This is a genomic window from Rhizorhabdus dicambivorans (assembly GCF_002355275.1).
GTDB lineage: Bacteria > Pseudomonadota > Alphaproteobacteria > Sphingomonadales > Sphingomonadaceae > Rhizorhabdus > Rhizorhabdus dicambivorans.
This window is the reverse complement of sequence record NZ_CP023449.1, coordinates 1,086,601-1,104,621: the sequence shown is the minus strand read 5'-3', so window position 1 is coordinate 1,104,621 and position 18,021 is coordinate 1,086,601. Positions and strand designations below refer to the sequence as shown.

Below are 18,021 nucleotides of genomic sequence, written 5' to 3'. Positions count from 1 at the left end.
CGGTCTGCCAGCATCATCGCCGGCGACATGACCGGGAGGGCAACCCCATGGCCGCATCCGAATTGGCAAGCACCCACGCTACCCCCGTCGAGCGCGGCCTCATTTACGACCTGCGCGACCTGTTCCGCGTGTTCACCTCGGCCAAGCATGTGCTCGAGGACAAGCCGAACGGCGCCAAGCGCGCCACGCTGCCTGCCGCGACCGAATTCTATGTCGGCGACCGGCTGTTGATGATGGCGCCGATGATACGCGCGATTGGCGGCCCTGGCGCGCAGGTGCGCTTCGACCTGGCAAGGGTGCGCACGCCGGTGAAGCTGGTGCCGGCGCTGTTCGAGGCGGCGATTCTCGAACTGGTGAGCCATGCGAGCGCCGCGCTCCGTCTGCTCGGGCGCATCTTCGTGCGCGTACGCCGCGAGGGCAGGAGCGTCCGGATCACGATCGCCGATGACGGCAACGGCATGGACAAGCTCCTCGCCCGCCGCGCGCTCGTCGATGACCTCCACATTGCGGAGAAGGGCACGGGTTTCTTCCGCGCCCGCCACCTTGCCCGAACGAGCCATGGCACCGTCCGCCTGCCCGGCTGCGCCGGGCGCGGCACGGTCGTGGCGCTCATCTTGCCGATGGTCCTCGCGTTGACCCTCGACGAGCCCGCCGTCCAGCACGGACGACGTACATCCCCCCGTATGAAAGGACATGCATCATGAAGACCGACAGCCAATTGCAGCACGACGTCATCGCCGAGCTCGAGTGGGAGCCCAGTGTCGACAGTGCCGATATCGGTGTCGCCGTCGACAAGGGCGTCGTCACCCTGTCCGGCTATGTCAACAGCTATGCCGGCAAGATGGCGGCCGAGAAAGCGGCCCGGCGGGTGTCGGGCGTCCGCGCGCTCGCCGAGGAACTCAAGGTCCGCTACGCGTCCGACCCAAAGACCGCCGATCATGAGATCGCGCAGCGCATCCTCGACATGTTCAAGTGGAATGTGCTGGTCCCGGACAGCTCGATCCAGGTCAAGGTGGAGCATGGCTTCGTGACCCTGTCAGGCACCGTCGACTGGGCCTATCAGATGGACGAGGCTCGCAAGGTGGCCGGCAAGATCAACGGCGTGGTCGGCGTCGGCAATCTGATCACCGTCCGCCAGCGCCCCAATGCCAGCGTCGTCAAAGATCGCATCGTCGCGGCGATCAAGCGCCAGGCCGATGCCGATGCCGCATCGGTCACGGTCCAAACCGATGGCAACAAGGTGATCCTCGCCGGTTCGGTGAAGGGCTGGCATGAGCGGCAGATCGCCGAACGAGCCGCCTGGGCGGCGCCAGGCGTGACGCGGGTCGAGGACAACATCACCCTTGCCGCCTGAGCACTCGACAAAGCAGGGCCGCCGATCGAGAGGTCGGCGGCCCTTTTCGTCAGCGCGCGCGCCGGCCAAGCCTCGCCATGTGGCGCAGCGCGCGCTCGGCCGTGCCCGTGCGTTCGATGCTGCCTATGACCGTCGCCCTGACCGGGCGAATGCCGACGAGGCCGCAGATCGACCGGCGAAGCACCTTGATCGCATGGCCTGCATACCAGAGACGATAGATCGCCGCCGGCATTCCCATTGTGACGATAAGGCGCGCCGAGCGCCCCCCGAGCCGAGGTCGCAGCCGCCCGCGATCCTCCCCGAAAGCGAAGCCGGGCCGGAGGATCTGCTCCAGCAACGCCTTCGTCAGCGCCGGCATGTCACCGAGCCAGAGCGGAAACAGCAATACGAGATGATCCGCCCAGAGCAGATCGGCCTGAACCGCCGCTATCCCCTCGGGCAATGTGCCCGTCTCCCATTCGGCTCGGCTCCGCAGCGGCGCGAGGTCCAGCACGGCCAATGTCGCGGTCCGCACCTCATGGCCCGCCTCCTCCGCCGCAGTCCTATAGGCCGTCGCCAGCGCGTGGATCAGTCGCTCCTTCGTCGGATCGGGATGACCGTCAATAACGAGGACCTTGCGCATGTGCCGCATCTCAGGCAGCCGAAGGGCTGAGATCGCGACGAACGATACAAAGTGCCGGATCATCGGCACTTCGTATCGCCACGAAGCCAAGATCGCGCTCGAGGCTGATCGCCTCCTCATGATCGGCGCTTTCGACCGCCTCTATCGTCGCGATTCCCTGCGCGGCCGCGTAGCGGATGACATGGTCAAGCAAGCTATAGCTGACCCCCTTGCCCTTCCAGTCGGCGCGGGTCGATAGTGCGACCTCGGCGCGCACGCGATCGGCGTCGGACGCAAGCAAGGCGACGGCGATCGCCTTGCCGTCGGGTGCCACGGCCACAAAGCTGATAGTGCGGCGATAATCCACCTGGGTCATCATCGCGAGATGGTCATGATCGACCTGGCGCAAGCTTGAAAAGAAGCGGAAACGGAGATCGTCCGGGCTGACGTTTCGGAACATTTCCGCGAGCATCGCCTCATCCTCGGGAACGACCGGCCGGACATGGATGTGTGCGCCCGAGCGCGTGACCAGATCCGCCGCCCATTCGACCGGTACCGGTCGGATAACGAGCCGCGACGCTGGCGCACGCTCAAGGCTGATCACCGCGCGGGCGTCGAGCACCATGACCCCATCCGCGTCGGCAACGAGCGGGTTGATGTCGAGCTCAACGACCTCGGGATGATCGATGGCGATCTGCGACAACGCACATAGCACATCGGCGATTCCGACGCGATCGGCGGGAAGCCGGGTCCGGTATCCCTTCAACTGACGACCGATGCGGGTCCGGTCGATCATCTTCATCGCTTGTTCCCGATCGAGCGGCGGAAGCCCCAAGGCCTTGTCGTCGATGACCTCCACGGCGTGGCCGCCAGCCCCGAACAGGACGACCGGACCGAAGGTCGGGTCGTTGGCGATGCCGGCGATGAGCTCCAGCGCATGCGGCCGCACCGACATGGTCTCGACCGCAAAGCCGCTCACCGTGGCTTCGGGATGGCAACGGGCGACCCGCTCCGCCATCGTGAACGCCGCCGTCGCTGCTGTGCTGTCGGAAGACAGTCCGAGCGCCACGCCGCCGACGTCCGCCTTATGGGTAATGTTGGGCGAGACGAGCTTCACGACATAAGGCGGGGCAAGGTCCGCGCAGGCGTCGAGCACGTCATCGGCCTTGGCCGCGAAGCGGGTCGGGATCACCGGAACGCCATAGGCGGCGAGCAAGTCCTTCGCCTCGATCTCGCTCATCAGGGTGCGCCCCGCCTTGCGTACCCCAGCGATCAAGCGGGTTGCCGCGGCACGGTTGGGGGGAGTGGCATGCAAGGGGCGTTTCTCGATCAGGATGGACTGCGCCCGGCCCGCGGCAAGCAGATAGCCCAGCCCCCGGACGGCGTCGTCGGGCGTCGTGAAAAGCGGTATGTCGGCGGTCGCCAGCGTGGTGCGCACCGTGCTGTCGGGTGCCCCTAGCCAGCAGGCGATCACTGGCTTGCGGCAGCCGGCCGCGCGCGCCGCCGACAGCTCAGCGACGACCGCTTCGGCCACCGCGAGCGAAGAGACGCCTCGCGTCGGACAATGGAACAGCAGCAGGACGTCGGAGTCGGGTGCCGCGAGGGCATGCCGCAGAGCATGGCGGTAGCGGAGCGGATCGGCGTCGCCGAGCAGATCGATCGGATTGCCCTGCGACCAGGCCGGCGGAAGCAGCTCGTCGAGCCGCGCCCTCAAAGTCGAATCTAGCGGCGCGAGGCTTGCGCCGGCACCTTCCAGCGCATCCGCCGCGAGGATACCGGCACCGCCACCATTGGTGAGAATGGTCACCCGCCCGCCAGCGGGCGGCTTGAGCCGCGCGGTGACCTCGGCGGCATCGAGCAGCCCGGTAAGACTGTCGACGACCACCACACCACAACGTTCTAGCACGGTCTGATAGACCTCTGCCGAACCGGCCAGCGCGCCGGTATGCGAGCGGGCCGCGGCCGCTCCGGCCGCGCTCCGGCCCGCCTTGATCGCAATGACCGGCTTCAGCCGGGCCGCAGCCCGGGCCGCGGATATGAACTTCTCGGGCTCAGTCACCGCTTCGAGATAGAGCAGGATCGCCCGGGTCGCGGGATCGACCGCAAAGAGGTCGATCAGGTCCCCGAGATCGACGTCGACCATGTCGCCGACCGAGACGATTCCCGAAAAACCGATCGGCCGTTCCGCCGCCCAGTCGATCATGGCCGCGACGATGGCGCCGCTCTGCGATATCAGCGCCAGACCGCCGGGTTGAGCTGCCTTGGGGGCGAAGGAGGCGTTGAGGCCGGCGCCCGGCACGATCAACCCGATGGTATTGGGACCAACAAGCCGGACGCGGTGCCTGCGCGCGGTCTCGCGCACGCCACTCGCCAGCCCGGCGTCGGTCTCGAAGCCTGCGGAGAGCACCACCGCGAGGCGGGCGCCGAGGCGGCCCAGATCCTCGATGATCGCGGCAACGGTCTCAGCCGGTGTGACGACCAAGACCAGATCGGGAACGGTTTCCAGCTTGTCCACCGAAGATGCCCAGCTGACGCCGGGCATCGCGACCGGCTTTGGGTTGACCGCCATGATCGGGCCCGTGAAACCGCCGCTGCGGATATTCTCAAGAAGGTCGCGGCCGAGCGACCCGGGACGTGACGATCCGCCGATGACGGCGATCGAACGGGGCTGAAGAAGGCAGTGCAAATCGCGGATCGACATCGGATCCTCCCGAGCTGGATGGTCAGGCAGGTGATGCGGCCCCTCGCATCGCCCGGATATGCGTAATGTCCACAGCGCGCGGCGAGTCGTTACGTAGACTTCCGAGTTGGTCGCGCGGGCGCTGCGGCCGAAACTCTCGACATGACCCTTTCCACCCAGCTTGCTCTCGCATCGCTCATCGTGGCCGCGATGGTGTTGTTCCACCTGCTCGGCCTCGCCGCCCTCCTGGCACTCCTCCGACGGCATCGTCGCGCAACGTCTCCGGCACGCGACATGGCGATGTCGGTGCTGGTGGTGATGACGGTCGCGTTCGGCCTGTTCGCGTTGCACACGTGCGAGATCTGGGGTTGGGCCGCCGTCTATCGCGGCCTTGCGATCTTCGCTGGCTGGGAGGAAGCCCTTTATTTCTCGACCACGACCTATGTCACGATCGGCTATGGCGACGTCGTCCTGCCCCACGGCACGCGCATCCTCGGCGCCATCGAGGGGGCCAATGGCATTATCCTTCTCGGTTGGTCGACCGCCTTCTTCTTCAATATCGTCGATCGGATGAAATTGCTCGAACGCCAGCTGGAGGATGAAGCCGAACGGTACCGCGCCTGACAAGCTCGACCGCGCCGACGATCATACCGCCTACAGCAAGCGCCAGGAGCCCGTCGAGCGGCGCCAGTCGATCGATCTGCAGCAGGTGACGGAGTGGGGCGAGAAGAAGACAGGCTCCGGCGAAGGTCGCGGCCCCGGTCAGCAGGAGGATCAGGGGCCGGTTTGTCGTCCTGATATCGAAACGGCCGGCCGTCCTGCGGTTGACCATGATGAGGGCCAGGACCGCCGCTATCAGCGAAAGGAACATGACGCCGCGCATCCGGCTTTCCTCGACGCCGGCCTCCGCCAGCCCGAGACACAATAGCGCCAGCAGCCCGGCGGCGAAACCGCCCTGGCTCACGCTTCCGCGAATCCGGCGCCACGAAAAGAGGTGTGCGTGCGGGTCGCGGGGCGGGCGGCGCATGACGTCGGGCTCGGCCGCCTCGACCTCGAACACCAGGGCGCACGCCGGATCGATGATCAACTCCAGCACCGCGATGTGGATCGGTGCAAGCAGAAGCGGTAGACCCGTTACGAGCGGCAGCAGGGCCAGCACGGCAATCGGGACATGGACCGCGAATATGAAGCCCATCGCCTTGCGGATATTGTCGAAGATGCGACGGCCCAGCTCCACCGCTGCGACAATGGCACGGAAATCGTCGTCAAGGAGAACGAGCGCCGCAGCCTCGCGCGCGACATCGGTACCGCGCTTTCCCATCGCGATCCCGATATCCGCGGCCTTCAACGCCGGTGCGTCGTTGACCCCGTCACCCGTCATCGCGACGACCTCTCCCTGACGCTTCAACGCTTCGACGATCCGGAGCTTTTGGTCGGGCCGGGCACGGGCAACGACATCGACCGTCGTCAGGCGTTGCGACAAGCCTTCATCGCTCAGACCCTCGATCTCGGCACCAGTGAGCAGCCTATCGTCGGCGAGGCCTGCGGCCCTGGCGATGCTGCGGGCGGTCGCGACATGGTCGCCGGTGATCATCATCACCCGGATCGATGCCTGGCGACACGCCGCTATCGCGGCCGGCACAGCTGCGCGCAGCGGATCCGAGAGTCCGATCAGACCAAGCGGGCTGAGCGGAACTCGCTGAAGCTCCACCGTGGTCACGGAGTCCGGAAGGGCCGTCGCCAGGCCGAGCACGCGCATGCCCTGATCCGCCATCGCCTCGATCGCACCGCGCCAGAGTTCGCGCTCTACATTGGAGAGACCGCACAACTCCATCACGGTCTCGGGAGCGCCCTTGACGTAGAGGCGGTGCCCACCATCGGGCTCGCGCCAGAGATTTGCCATGGCAAGGCAGCTTTCCGACAAGGGAAAGGTCCGCTCGAGGCGGTCGGCGCCGAGCCCGTCGGTCAGATCATCATGGCCCGTGGCCGCCCGCTGGAACGCAATCTCCATCGGGTCGACGGCGAGAATCGCGCTGGCGCCGATCGCGGCTCGAAGCAGGTCGGGATCGTCTTTCGCGCTGATCCTGCCCCCCGGCCGCCAATAGCCGGCGACGGCCATCAGGTTTTCGGTAAGGGTGCCGGTCTTGTCGACGCAAAGGATGGTGGCCGCACCCAGCGTCTCGATTGCCGCCGCGCGCCGGGCGAGGACACCCGCACGCGCGATGCGCCACGCACCCACCGCCAGGAAGATGGTGAGGACGACCGGAAACTCCTCCGGGATCATCGCCATGCCAATCGCGATCCCTGCAAGGGCTGCCTCGAGCCAGCCACCGCGCAGCAGCCCGAACAGGACGACGACCGCGAGCGCAACCAGCCCAGCGCCCAGGCCACATATTTGGACGATCCGCCGCGTCTCCACCGTCAGCCTCGGGGGAGTCGCCTCGATCCCCGCGACCGCCGCCCCGATCCGTCCGACCGCGCTGGCAATTCCGGTCGCCACCACCAAGGCCGTCGCACTGCCACGGGTGACAAGCGTGCCGCCGAACAGCCGCTGGGCATCCTCAACTGACTGACCATCGCGTCGGACCGTCTTGGCGATCGCCAGGGCCTCACCCGTCAACAACGATTCATCGGTTTCGCACCGATCAGCCGTCAGGATATCGGCATCGGCGGCGACGCGGTCGCCGGCCTCGACCAGGAGAACGTCGCCGCGTACGACCTCATGACCGGCAATGCGGCAGGGTACGCCGTCCCGCAACACCATCGCACGCGGGGCAGCAAGATCGCGAAGCGCACTAAGGATGCGCTCGGTCCGATAATTTTGCCAGATCGTGACCCCGACCGAGAAGGTCGCAAAGGTCAGGAGGACCGACGCCTCGAGCCGATCGCCGAGCAGATAATAGGCGCCCCCTCCCAAGAGTAGCAGCGACAGCATGGGCTCACGCAGGGTTTCAAGGAGGATCGTGCCAATCCCCCGCCGGCCCGTTGCCGGCAGGCTGTTCGAGCCGTCCTGCGCGAGGCGCCGCCGCGCTTCATCCGAGCTTAGCCCGTGGGAGGAAGGGTCGATCGCCATGTCAGCACCCGACGATCAGCGGGCAGATCGGATCGGCGATCAGCCGGGGCAAAGACCGATACCAGGGGCCCCGGCGAATATCTCTCGCTCTGGACAGGATCAGCCAGTCCGCGCGGAGCTGCGACCAGGTGCGAGCGAGGAATTCGGATATTTCGATATCGCTCGGAACAACCCGCAGAACAGCTCCCAGGCCAAAATCGCGCAAATGGCGAAGGGCTTGAGCACAGACCAGGCTGTCCGCCTCGGCAACCAGCAGCTCGATATGATCTGCTCTGCGTAGCAGCGGGAGGAGGTCGCCGATTGGCCGGCGGACGGCATCATCCCAGCCGATCAATATCCTGCCAGTCGGCTGTGTCGACCGGCGACCGTCAGGCATGATGATGGTGGGCTCCAGTCGGGCGGCTACCAGCTCGGCGGCCAGACTGCCAGACCCGCCGGGACCGCACAGCACGAACGTCGATCGCGCCGCCGCGCTTATGATCCGACCGACATCCTCGCGGTGAAGCCAGGTCCAGACGAAGCGGTCTGCCGACAGCTCAAGCGCCCGCAGCAGGCACCACGCGCCATCCCCCTTCTCCTCGCCTGCTGCCATCAACCCGGGCGGTCGCGCGCCGCGACAAAAGATCGGCACAGATCAGCTCGGCACCCCAGATCTGGCGAAGCGCCAAGGCTGCCGGCAAGCGTGTGGCCATGGCGTCGGGCCGATCGATCAAGACGAGGATCTCGGCCAAGTTCAGATGCCAAGCTCGATACACGCATGTCCAATCACCCACGGCGCGGCCGCGTGGGCTATGAGCCACGCGCCGAGAACGGCGAGAAGAAGCAGGCCGAGCCCCATGGCCGCCCACCCCGTCCGGGATAGCGTGCGACGTGGAATCATGTGGCGGTTCGCCGGAGGGGCTTGGCCGCCTGATGTTCGAGGAAACCGGGCACACTGTCGGGGTTGAGGCTGAGGCTGTCGATCCCCTGAGCGATCAGCCAGTCGGCAAAGCCGGGGCGATCCGACGGGCCCTGTCCGCACAGCCCACATGGTCGTTGATGCCGATGCGCGCCCGCGATGATCTGCTGGATAAGCGACAGGACCGCCGGGTCTTCCTCATCGAACGCATCGGCGAGCAAGGCAGAGTCGCGGTCGATACCCAAAGTGAGCTGGGTCAGGTCGTTAGATCCGATCGAGAAGCCGTCGAACAGGACCGCGAAAGCATCGATCGACACCGCGTTGCTCGGTATCTCGGCCATCGCGTAGATCTTCAAGCCGCCCTCACCGCGGACGAGACCTTCGCTGGCCATCCGCGCAAGAACCGTACGCGCTTCGGACAAGGTTCGGCAAAAGGGGATCATCGGGATGACGTTGTCGAGACCCATCACGCCTCGTACCTTGGCAAGCGCCTGGCATTCGAGCGCGAACGCTTCGGCATAGGCCGGATGCGCATAGCGCGCCGCGCCGCGCAGCCCGATCATCGGATTATCCTCGGCGGTCTCGAAACTCTCGCCGCCCAGCAACGCCCGATATTCGTTGGTCTTGAAATCCGACGTCCGGACGATCACCGGGCGCGGGTAGAAGGCGGCCGCGATGACCGCGACCTCCTCGGCGAGCCGCTCGACGAAATAGCGAGCGCCCGCCGGTCCCGCCTTCTTGGCGATCGCCGTCCGAACGCGGCGATCGGGGATGCGCTCGGGATGCAGCAGCGCCATCGGATGGATGGAGATCGTGCGCGCGATGATGAACTCGATTCTTGCCAGGCCGACACCATCGACCGGGAGCTGCGCGATCCGGAACGCCTTGTCAGGATCAGCGATATTGACCAGCACGGCGGGACCGTCTTTCGCGCGAGCAGCCCACGCGACCGCCTCGGCCCGGAACGGGCGCCGTCCGCGATAGACCGTACCCACCCGACCTTCCGCGCAGCTGACGGTGACGTCCGCCTCGTCGACGAGCAGCTTCCGCGCGGATGGGGCGCCGACAATGGCTGCGATGCCCAGTTCGCGGGCGATGATCGCGGCATGGCAGGTGCGCCCACCCCGCTCGGTCACGATGGCCGCCGCCTTGCGCATCACCGGCTCCCAATCGGGCGACGTGGTTTCGGCGACGATGACGTCGCCTGGCCTGACGCTGGCAAGATCGGCCGGACCGGCGACAATCCGCACCGGGCCGGCCGCGATCCCCTCGCCGACCGCCAGACCCGCCAGCAGGATATGGCCGCCCGAACCTTCGAGCCGGTAGCGCATAGGTTGGCCGCGCCGCTCGCTATGTGCGGTTTCCGGTCTTGCCTGGACGATGTACAGCCGGCCGCTCCTGCCATCACGCGCCCATTCGATATCCATCGCCAGTGATCGGCCAAGCCGCCGGCTGTAATGGCTTTCAATAGCGACTGCCTGGTCCGCGAGCGTCAGGATGGCCTCATCGTCGAGGCAGGGCGCGGTCCGCATGGCGGCGGAGGGCCGGATGAGTCGGGTCCGCGCGCCATCCCGGATAAGCCTGACCTGCTTGGCGCCAATCCTGTGGCGGAGCACCGCCCGATGGCCGGCCGCTAGCGTGGGCTTGTGGACGAGAAACTCGTCGGGGTCCGCTGCGCCCTGGACGAGCGTCTCGCCGAGGCCAAGCACGCCCGTTATCAAAACGACATCGCGACAGCCGCTCTCCGTATCGAGCGTGAAGATGACCCCGGACGCGCCCCGGCTGGCATCGACCATGGCCTGGACCGCGACGGTCAACGCCACGGCGTTGTGAGCAAAGCCCTTGAGGTTACGATAGTGGATCGCGCGCTCGGTAAACAGCGACGCGAAGCAGTGACGGATCGCCTCTTCGAGCGCCGTGTCGCCCCGGACGGCCAGGAAGCTGTCGTGCAGCCCGGCAAAGGAAGCACCGGGCAGGTCTTCGGCTGTCGCGCTGCTGCGCACAGCGACGCTGGCGGCCTTGCCCCTGCCCAAGCGATGGTAGTCATCCAGAATCTGGGCGAGCAGGCCGTCGGGCCACTGGGCACCGGCGACGAGGCCGCGTAGCTTTGCCGATGCCTCACGCGCTGCCGCGACATCGTTCCAAGCCGTGGCGGCGAGGATCGCCGCCAGCCTTTCACCGAGGCCCTCGATTGCCAGAATTGCTCGCCAGGCATCGGCGGTGACGGCGAAGCCGTCGGGGACCATCGCCTTGTCGGTGAGCGCCCGCCGAAGCTCGCCGAGCGAAGCGGTCTTGCCCCCAACCCGCGCGACGTCATCGAGGCACAGGCTGTCAAACGGGGCGATCCAGACTGTCGACATGGCGTCCTCCTTGGAGAGGAACCTAGTCGGGGCCATCATGGCCGATATTGGGATTGTCCCTTAGCCCACGGGTCAGCGAGGGATCTCGGGCAGAACGACGGCGCCATCCCCCTTGCGCTGCCAGGGACCATCGCCGATGCGATAGGTCCGGCCCGCCGGAAGCCGTCGCAGCATCTGACACACGGTCGCAGAGGCGAACTGAACGATCGTGACATTGTTCGCGAGCGCATGCTCGGTATAGCCTTGCGTCGGCGGATATTGATGTCGTCGACGGCGGCACGCAGGCCGGAGCCGGGCGCGACGACAAATCCGATATAATCGCCCGATTGCTCTCCGATGCGTCCTTCGGCCAGTGCGGCTTCCATGATCGGGGGCACTGCGGACGCGCCCATGCCGGCCAGAAGCATCAACCGCGAGGGCCCTGTGCCCACGCGTTGGCGCGCGGAAGAGGGCGTACCGCAGCAGTTTGGGCGCGTGTCAGCCGCGGCTGCCCGCGTCGATGAACGGTGCGAACGGCAGCACGAGCTCGGCCGCGCGCCGGATGAACGGGAGCGCCGCCGGCTCGGGAGTCACGATGTCCCAGGCCATCTTTCCCTCCGCCGCAATCGAACGGGGCCGGATCGCCAGCCGACCTCGCCACGCGCTGTGCGGAAGGTTGCTGGCGCGCGCGAGAGTGGCAGCGAGCCGCTCGTGGAGTTGTTCGATTGAAAGCGGCGAAGCGGCGGGCATGATTCCCAAGTGGCGCAACGCCTCGGCCGCATCTTCAAGCCGATGGCCTAGCGCAGCATCCTCCGGCCGGCTTCCGAGCAGGAACGGCCTACCCAAACGGTTGATCGCATCAAGGTGCAGCAATGCTGTCATGACCGACTCCGCCTGAAAGAAGGAGAGCATCCGCCACGCGCTGATCGCTGCCCATTGGTAAGGTTACGGAGAGGGGAAAAGAAATGATGATAACAGTTCCGGCGCTAGAACGGGCCAATTGCCGCGGTCACTATCCGTATATTCCCGCATATTACCGGCCTTGGCCGCTGGATAGCGCTGGCCCGCCCCCTTACGGCACATTACTTACACGAGGATTCTCAGAAATTTGCCGCCGTGATAAGATAAGTTATGATGTTTCCGTAACGCCCGGTTCGGGCGCCCCCCCGATCGAGGGTCAACCCAGGCTGGTGTGCGGGTGAAATTCATGCCGATGATGGCTCTCGCTTCTCGTTCGCTCGTCGGTCGCGTCGGCATCGCGCTGGTGTTGGTCGGAGTTACGGCGGCGCTCCGCTTCGCCGTGCAACCCTGGCTCGGCGATAGGGCCGCTTTTCTGCCCTTCACCCTTCCCGTTCTCCTAGCCAGTCTTTGGGCGGGACCGTTCACCGGGACGGTCGCCGCTACGGCCGGCACGCTCATGGGAGCCCGCTTTGCCAACATACACGAGTTTGAACCGAACGACTTTGTAGAGATAGCCACCTTCATCGTGACCGCCGCCGGTATCGTATTGCTGGCGGAGACGATCAGCCGCTCGCGCCTTCGCGCTGTCGCCAGCGACGCTCGCGCTGATCAACGTGCAACAGAGGCAGGCGAGCTTGCCGAGGAACTCAATCTCCTGATCGACGGCGCGCAGACCTATGCGATCTATATGCTCGATCCCGAGGGTCGCGTGACGATCTGGAACAAGGGCGCGGAACGCCTCAAGGGATGGTCCGAAGCCGAGATCATCGGCCAGAGCAGCGCGCTCTTCTACCCGGCCGATGCGATCGAGGCCGGCAAGCCTGATCGAGATTTGGCGCGGGCGGCGGCCGAGGGCAGGATCGAAGAAGAGGATTGGCGGGTTCGCAAGGACGGCTCCGAATTCCTCGCCAGCGTCACAATGACGGCACTGCGTGATGCCGATGGCAAGCTTCGGGGTTTCGCAAAGGTCATATCCGACATCACCGAGCGCAGAGCCGCCGAGGAGGCGGTCCTGTCGCGCGAAAGTCATCTGCGCTCGATCCTCTCCACCGTACCCGACGCGATGATAGTCATCGACGACCAGGGGTCGATCATATCGTTCAGCGCGGCCGCCGAGCGCCTGTTTGGTTATTACGAGGGCGAGCTGCTCGGCGTCAATGTCAGCCGGCTGATGCCCAGTCCCGACCGAGAGCGGCACGACAACTATCTAGCGCGCTATCTCCAGACTGGGGAGAAGCGGATCATCGGGATCGGCCGGGTGGTATTCGGCGAGCGCAAGGACGGGACGACGTTCCCAATGGAGCTGTCGATCGGCGAAACCACCGAGGGCGCCCAGCGCCTCTTCACCGGCTTCGTTCGCGACTTGACCGAACGCCAGCGTACCGAGGAGCGGCTCGAATCGCTCCAGGCCGAACTAATCCATGTGTCCCGGGTCAGTGCCATGGGGACGATGGCCTCGACGCTTGCCCATGAGCTCAACCAGCCCATCACGGCGGTCGCCAATTATACCGAGGCATTGCGCGACCTTTTGGCCGACCCCAACCCTGACGATTTCGCGATGATGCGCGATGCGCTTGACGATGCGGCTAAGGAAGCGTTGCGCGCGGGCCATATCGTCCGCCGATTGCGCGACTTCGTCGCTCGCGGGGAAGTCGAGAAGACCGTCGAGCGCTTGCCGCCCCTGATCAACGAGGCCGCCGTTCTCGGGCTGATGGGCGCCAAGGAAAAGGGCGTCGAGCCTGCCTTCGACCTCGACCCCTATGCATCGCCCGTGCTCGTCGACAAGGTCCAGATCCAGCAGGTGCTGATCAATCTTATTCGCAACGCCGTCGAGGCGATGGCCGAAAGCACGACCCGTAAACTGACCGTCACCAGCCGGCCCGACCAGCCCGGATTTGCCCGGGTGACCGTTGCTGACACCGGGCCCGGTGTGGCGTCCGAAGTCGCAGAGCAGCTTTTTACCGCGTTCGTCAGCACCAAGGCCGAGGGCATGGGCCTGGGGCTGTCGATCTGCCGGACAATCGTCGAAGCCAATGGCGGTCGCATCTGGATGGAGCCGCGGTCGGGCGGCGGTACCGAATTTCACTTCACGCTCGTGCGAGCGACAACGGAGGACCGGGATGAGTGACAGGCGACTGGTACATATCATCGACGATGAGGACGCCGTCCGCCGTGCGGCGAGCTTCATGCTCAAGACTTCGGGTTTCGTGGTCGAGACCTGGCCGAGCGGTGTCGCTTTCATGAAGGAGGTCCGTCACCTCGCCGAGGGCTGTATCCTCTTGGACGTGCGGATGCCCGACATGGACGGCCTTGAGGTCCAGCAGGCTCTGATCGAGAAGGGCATCACCATGCCGGTGATCATCCTCACCGGGCATGGTGACGTCACGATCGCGGTGAAGGCGATGAAGGCGGGCGCGGTCGATTTTCTTGAAAAGCCGTTCCAGAAGGCCGTACTACTGGCATCGATCGAGACCGCATTCGAACGGCTGTCAGCAGCAGGCGATATCATGGTGCGCGCCAACGAAGCGCAGACCCTGCTCGGCGTTCTCACGCCGCGCGAGCGCGACGTGCTCGAAGGCCTGGCGCAAGGTCTGCCCAACAAGACGATCGCCTATGATCTTGGCATCTCGCCGCGCACGGTCGAGGTCCACCGGGCCAATCTGATGTCGAAGCTCGACGTTCGCAGCCTCTCCGATGCGCTGCGCATCGCGTTCGCCGCGGGCCTTGGAGCCTGACCCTATCGGGATATTTGCGTAGCGACCGCCGACTCCCTGTCTGCGAGATCAGATGAACTCACAGGGAAGAAAACATCATGGATATCCCCCTCGGGGTGCTGGCGAACGATAAGACGAGAATATTACTGGTCGAGGATGAGCCCGGCGTCCGTCGCTCACTCCAGCTTCTGCTGCAGGCCAATGGTTTCGACGTGCGGGCTTATGCGACCGGCACGACGCTGCTCGCCGACCAGAGCGCGCTCGATGCGACCTGCCTCGTAGCCGATTATCGTATGAGTGATTGCGATGGCATCGAGACACTCCGCCAGCTGCGCGAAAAGGGCTGGTCCGGTCACGCGCTGCTCATCACTGCTTTTCCTTCGGCGGACTTGACCGCAAGGGCCAGGCAGGCCGGATTCGATGCAGTGTTCGAGAAGCCGCTCCGCCAACATATCCTCGTCCGGGCAGTCGAACGGCTCGCTCGACCAGCGGCAGAGGGCTGACCGTGGCGCGGCGGCTCGAGAGGTCTGAGCGACCGCTTCGCAACGGCCCGGCACGATCTCGCCATCGGCAGCCGTCGCTCGACAGTCTGACCGATCGCGAACGCGAGGTAGTGGCGGGCCTGGTCGAAGGCTTGACCAACAAGCAGATCGGCGCGTTGCTTGGCATCAGCCACCGCACGGTCGAAGTCCATCGCGGCCGGTTGATGCGCAAACTCGGCGCGTCCAGCCTGTCGGCGCTGCTGGAAATCGCCTTCGCGCAACGCCGAAAATTGCCAGCCCTTGCAGGCTGTTGCCGATCCGGTCTGCGCGCCGATGGTGCAGAACAACTGGACGAGCCCAATCGCGATCCCTGGCAGGGCGTCTGAGCGGCATCCTGCGTACATGTTCCATTTGTGGCAAGCCGCTCGACTGGCGATCAAGCGTCATGTGCAATCTCCTCATTCTCGCCTGCCTCGTCGCCGCCGTCGCCAATACCACCGCAGGGGGCCAATCCGCGCCGCCACAGTGCAGCGCGGCCTTCGCATCCCTTCTACAAGGGTCTGCAGGCGCTGTATGCGAGCGACACCGATCCCGGGGCGCCGCGCCACCCTCGCCACCAATCTCGACCGCCGGCGCTGGATGCCGCGCCAACCGGGCACCGTTATCTCCTCGTCAACACGGCGGCTTTCGAGGCGAGCCTATGGGAGGATCGTCGACCTGTCGGCCGCTGGGAGGCGGTGGTCGGCAGGACAAGCGCGCTCCGCGAGAGATTTTGTCGGTCGTGATACTTTACCGCCTCGATCGGCCGGAGCCAGGGACCGCACGCGGCATATAAGGGCATCGCCCGGCAGATCCCCAGCCGCACTGCCTGGCGAAAGAACGGCGGCCGTGATCGCCCCGCCCTTTTTGTCGCCAGCTCCCCGGTCAATCTCACTCAATGCACGAGCAGCAGCGGCACCGGGCTATGGGTCAAGAGCGTGCGGGTCACGCCACCCATCAGCGCCTCGGACAACCGCGAATGGCCGAATCCGCCCATGACCACATAATCGGCCTTTCGATCCGCGATCAAGGCGAGCAGCCGGCGGCCGGTCTGACCGTGTGGCGCCTCATCGCGAATGATGAGCGAATGGACCCCATGCCGCGAAAGGAACGCGGCGGCATCTTCGGCAGGGATGTCGAGCGAGCCATCGTCGATCTCGACGATGGTGACGTGCGTCGCTTGGCGCAGAAGCGGGATCGCCGCCTGCAGCGCAGCGTCGGACTCGAGCGAGCCGTCCCACGCGACAAGGGCGCGTCCCGATACGGCGAAACCGCGGCCGGATTCAGGCACGGCGAGGATTGGCTTGCCGCTGGTGACGATGAGATTGGACGTGGATGCACGCATATCGGGATAGGTCGTCGCGTCCAGCCGGCAATTGACCACGATCAGTTCGTTCAGCACGGCAGCGCGCTCGATGGAGGAGACCAGATCGCCGGTCGCATTGAGCCAGCTCCAGGCCACGCCCTCGCGCGCGAGCCGCTTTTCCAGCACCAGCCGGTTCACCTTTTCCGCCGCGCGCTCCTCCTCAAGCAGCATCGCCCCCGCATATCCGCTCCAGTCGTAACCGATCACCACGGGCATGATGACGACGTCAAGACAGTTGAGATGACCCTTGAGCGCGCGCGTGACATCGAGCGCCGCCTGCAGCCGCGCCTCCTGCCCCGGATCATCGTGAACGAGCACCAATATATTCTTCATCCTCGCCTCCATCAGCCGACGAAATAAGGCGAGGTTAGGTTTCGGCCTCGTCGGCTGGCATTGGTAATGTTGCGGATAGTCTGGTTTCACCATGCGCAGCACGATCTTGCCTGACAAGGAAGGATGCCTGTGTCTGCTTTGCCGACGCCCAATGATGAGGATGAGGAACTGGGCCGCACCGCACGGGCCAGCTGCGTCGCGGTGGGTCTTGTTTTCCTCGGTCTCGCGGCCTTCCTCTCGCTCCACATCCTCCGGGCCCCGGCGATCGACGTCACCGTGGTCGGCTTGACCATCCTGACCGGTGCCGGGCCGATCCTATTGGGTCTGGGTCTTCGCCACCTCGGGGACGCCGGGCTTTGGTCGCTGAGCGGGCTATTCTATGCGGGCGCCGCGCTGGCGATCCTGCTCGAACCGTTTCTCAGCCTAAGGGCCCTGACATTGGCGCTCGCGGTCCTGCTCGGCCTCTCCGGCATCGCACGCCTCCTGATCGGTGTGCGCGAACATGTCCAATGGGTACTGCTATCGGGCTGCATCTCGATCATCGCGGGCACGGCGATCGGCATGGATTGGCCGCGAAATTCGCTGATGATGGTGGGAAGCCTCGCCGTCCTCGATCTGACCGCGCTCGGCATGGCGCTCATCCTCAGCGGTGTGAGCCATCGCTTCGCGGTCATCGAGGAGGAGAACTGAGCACCCTGTGCGATCTACGTAATGGCAAGCCGCACGGGGACGCTACCCATAAGAAGACGCGACCAGGAGGGTAAGATGGACCATGCATTGATCATCGGCTGTGACCGGACTTCGATCGACACGCTTCAGGACAAGCTCTGGAATGCGGGCTACCGTTCGATCATCGTGGCGCGCGACACGGGCGAAGCCGCTCTGGTGGCATCGTGCTGCCCCCCAAGCCTCATCGTCCTTATCCCCGACAGCACCCTCACCCAGACGACCGACGTGCTGCGCGACCTGAGCGAGCGCGCGGGAGCACCGATCATCGTCGCAACCGCGGACCCGGCGGCAGCCTTGCGATGCCTGGGCCCGGCCGTGACACTCGAGGGCCCTTATGCGACCGATGAGATCGCGCAAGCCGAGGTGGCCGCGCGCCGTCCGGCGCCTGCGCTCGCTCACGCGGCATGACGCGGGCGGGTCGGCTGGTCACTCCCCAACTCGGTTGCCCATTAC

At 65.6% G+C, this 18,021-nt stretch carries 16 protein-coding genes; 9 read left to right on the top strand and 7 right to left on the bottom strand.

Annotated features, from left to right (window positions below):
• Positions 1 to 47 precede the first annotated feature (47 nt).
• Both CMV14_RS05300 and CMV14_RS05295 read left to right on the top strand, forming a co-directional pair.
• Positions 48 to 704, top strand: coding sequence for an ATP-binding protein (locus CMV14_RS05300; RefSeq protein WP_066964009.1), 657 nt, complete (start codon positions 48 to 50; stop codon positions 702 to 704).
• Positions 701 to 1,354: a BON domain-containing protein gene (locus tag CMV14_RS05295; protein WP_066964012.1), complete on the top strand. Its 654-nt coding sequence runs from the start codon at positions 701 to 703 to the stop codon at positions 1,352 to 1,354. Before CMV14_RS05300 ends, CMV14_RS05295 begins: the two co-directional genes overlap by 4 nt.
• 49 nt (positions 1,355 to 1,403) lie before the next feature.
• Here CMV14_RS05295 and CMV14_RS05290 read toward each other — a convergent pair whose 3' ends face one another.
• Together CMV14_RS05290 and CMV14_RS05285 are read right to left on the bottom strand one after the other, a co-directional pair.
• Positions 1,404 to 1,976 (bottom strand): NAD(P)H-dependent oxidoreductase, encoded by a 573-nt coding sequence (locus CMV14_RS05290; protein WP_066964190.1) that lies wholly within the window; start codon positions 1,974 to 1,976, stop codon positions 1,404 to 1,406.
• Between the two features lie 10 nt (positions 1,977 to 1,986).
• Complete coding sequence (locus CMV14_RS05285) at positions 1,987 to 4,656, bottom strand: bifunctional acetate--CoA ligase family protein/GNAT family N-acetyltransferase (RefSeq protein WP_066964014.1); 2,670 nt, start codon at positions 4,654 to 4,656, stop codon at positions 1,987 to 1,989.
• 141 nt (positions 4,657 to 4,797) lie between these two features.
• On the opposite strand from CMV14_RS05285, the gene CMV14_RS05280 reads away from it, so the two are divergent.
• Positions 4,798 to 5,259 carry a potassium channel family protein gene (locus tag CMV14_RS05280; protein WP_066964017.1) on the top strand — a complete coding sequence of 154 codons (462 nt, stop codon included), beginning with the start codon at positions 4,798 to 4,800 and terminating at the stop codon, positions 5,257 to 5,259.
• Here the strand turns inward: CMV14_RS05280 and CMV14_RS05275 are convergent.
• From CMV14_RS05275 to CMV14_RS05260, 4 genes are all read right to left on the bottom strand, one after another.
• Positions 5,189 to 7,708, bottom strand: a complete 2,520-nt coding sequence (locus CMV14_RS05275) for a cation-translocating P-type ATPase (protein WP_066964020.1) — start codon at positions 7,706 to 7,708, stop codon at positions 5,189 to 5,191. The two genes, CMV14_RS05280 and CMV14_RS05275, sit on opposite strands and share 71 nt — an antisense overlap.
• Before the next feature lies 1 nt (position 7,709).
• The gene (locus CMV14_RS05270; RefSeq protein WP_066964023.1) at positions 7,710 to 8,300 is read right to left on the bottom strand and encodes a hypothetical protein; all 591 of its coding nucleotides are present in this window, start codon (positions 8,298 to 8,300) and stop codon (positions 7,710 to 7,712) included.
• A gap of 284 nt (positions 8,301 to 8,584) precedes the next feature.
• Complete coding sequence (ppsA, locus tag CMV14_RS05265) at positions 8,585 to 10,966, bottom strand: phosphoenolpyruvate synthase (protein ID WP_066964026.1); 2,382 nt, start codon at positions 10,964 to 10,966, stop codon at positions 8,585 to 8,587.
• A gap of 477 nt (positions 10,967 to 11,443) precedes the next feature.
• Complete coding sequence (locus CMV14_RS05260) at positions 11,444 to 11,827, bottom strand: hypothetical protein (protein ID WP_139114714.1); 384 nt, start codon at positions 11,825 to 11,827, stop codon at positions 11,444 to 11,446.
• A gap of 325 nt (positions 11,828 to 12,152) precedes the next feature.
• On the opposite strand from CMV14_RS05260, the gene CMV14_RS05255 reads away from it, so the two are divergent.
• The 4 genes from CMV14_RS05255 (at position 12,153) to CMV14_RS05240 (ending at position 15,487) form a co-directional block, all read left to right on the top strand.
• On the top strand, positions 12,153 to 14,033 hold the full coding sequence (locus CMV14_RS05255; RefSeq protein ID WP_096367677.1) for a PAS domain S-box protein: 1,881 nt from the start codon (positions 12,153 to 12,155) through the stop codon (positions 14,031 to 14,033).
• Positions 14,026 to 14,640 (top strand): response regulator transcription factor, encoded by a 615-nt coding sequence (locus tag CMV14_RS05250; protein ID WP_066964032.1) that lies wholly within the window; start codon positions 14,026 to 14,028, stop codon positions 14,638 to 14,640. Before CMV14_RS05255 ends, CMV14_RS05250 begins: the two co-directional genes overlap by 8 nt.
• A 77-nt stretch (positions 14,641 to 14,717) precedes the next feature.
• The gene (locus CMV14_RS05245) at positions 14,718 to 15,122 is read left to right on the top strand and encodes a response regulator (protein WP_066964035.1); all 405 of its coding nucleotides are present in this window, start codon (positions 14,718 to 14,720) and stop codon (positions 15,120 to 15,122) included.
• Between the two features lie 2 nt (positions 15,123 to 15,124).
• The gene (locus CMV14_RS05240; RefSeq protein ID WP_238147194.1) at positions 15,125 to 15,487 is read left to right on the top strand and encodes a response regulator transcription factor; all 363 of its coding nucleotides are present in this window, start codon (positions 15,125 to 15,127) and stop codon (positions 15,485 to 15,487) included.
• A gap of 548 nt (positions 15,488 to 16,035) precedes the next feature.
• Here the strand turns inward: CMV14_RS05240 and CMV14_RS05235 are convergent.
• Entirely contained in the window at positions 16,036 to 16,839 is an 804-nt protein-coding gene (locus tag CMV14_RS05235) for a universal stress protein (RefSeq protein ID WP_066964196.1), read from the bottom strand.
• 129 nt (positions 16,840 to 16,968) lie between these two features.
• On the opposite strand from CMV14_RS05235, the gene CMV14_RS05230 reads away from it, so the two are divergent.
• Together CMV14_RS05230 and CMV14_RS05225 are read left to right on the top strand one after the other, a co-directional pair.
• A complete protein-coding gene (locus CMV14_RS05230) occupies positions 16,969 to 17,529 on the top strand; it encodes a DUF308 domain-containing protein (RefSeq protein ID WP_139114715.1) in 561 nt (186 codons plus the stop codon).
• A gap of 75 nt (positions 17,530 to 17,604) precedes the next feature.
• Positions 17,605 to 17,976: an ANTAR domain-containing protein gene (locus CMV14_RS05225; RefSeq protein WP_096616591.1), complete on the top strand. Its 372-nt coding sequence runs from the start codon at positions 17,605 to 17,607 to the stop codon at positions 17,974 to 17,976.
• Positions 17,977 to 18,021 lie beyond the last annotated feature (45 nt).

Bases quoted from the DNA above. Each gene is read 5' to 3' on its own strand.
- CMV14_RS05300 (WP_066964009.1), top strand. From the start codon at position 48: ATGGCCGCATCCGAATTGGCAAGCACCCACGCTACCCCCGTCGAGCGC.
- CMV14_RS05295 (WP_066964012.1), top strand. From the start codon at position 701: ATGAAGACCGACAGCCAATTGCAGCACGACGTCATCGCCGAGCTCGAG.
- CMV14_RS05290 (WP_066964190.1), bottom strand. From the start codon at position 1,976: ATGCGCAAGGTCCTCGTTATTGACGGTCATCCCGATCCGACGAAGGAG.
- CMV14_RS05285 (WP_066964014.1), bottom strand. From the start codon at position 4,656: ATGTCGATCCGCGATTTGCACTGCCTTCTTCAGCCCCGTTCGATCGCC.
- CMV14_RS05280 (WP_066964017.1), top strand. From the start codon at position 4,798: ATGACCCTTTCCACCCAGCTTGCTCTCGCATCGCTCATCGTGGCCGCG.
- CMV14_RS05275 (WP_066964020.1), bottom strand. From the start codon at position 7,708: ATGGCGATCGACCCTTCCTCCCACGGGCTAAGCTCGGATGAAGCGCGG.
- CMV14_RS05270 (WP_066964023.1), bottom strand. From the start codon at position 8,300: ATGGCAGCAGGCGAGGAGAAGGGGGATGGCGCGTGGTGCCTGCTGCGG.
- ppsA (WP_066964026.1), bottom strand. From the start codon at position 10,966: ATGTCGACAGTCTGGATCGCCCCGTTTGACAGCCTGTGCCTCGATGAC.
- CMV14_RS05260 (WP_139114714.1), bottom strand. From the start codon at position 11,827: ATGACAGCATTGCTGCACCTTGATGCGATCAACCGTTTGGGTAGGCCG.
- CMV14_RS05255 (WP_096367677.1), top strand. From the start codon at position 12,153: ATGCCGATGATGGCTCTCGCTTCTCGTTCGCTCGTCGGTCGCGTCGGC.
- CMV14_RS05250 (WP_066964032.1), top strand. From the start codon at position 14,026: ATGAGTGACAGGCGACTGGTACATATCATCGACGATGAGGACGCCGTC.
- CMV14_RS05245 (WP_066964035.1), top strand. From the start codon at position 14,718: ATGGATATCCCCCTCGGGGTGCTGGCGAACGATAAGACGAGAATATTA.
- CMV14_RS05235 (WP_066964196.1), bottom strand. From the start codon at position 16,839: ATGAAGAATATATTGGTGCTCGTTCACGATGATCCGGGGCAGGAGGCG.
- CMV14_RS05225 (WP_096616591.1), top strand. From the start codon at position 17,605: ATGGACCATGCATTGATCATCGGCTGTGACCGGACTTCGATCGACACG.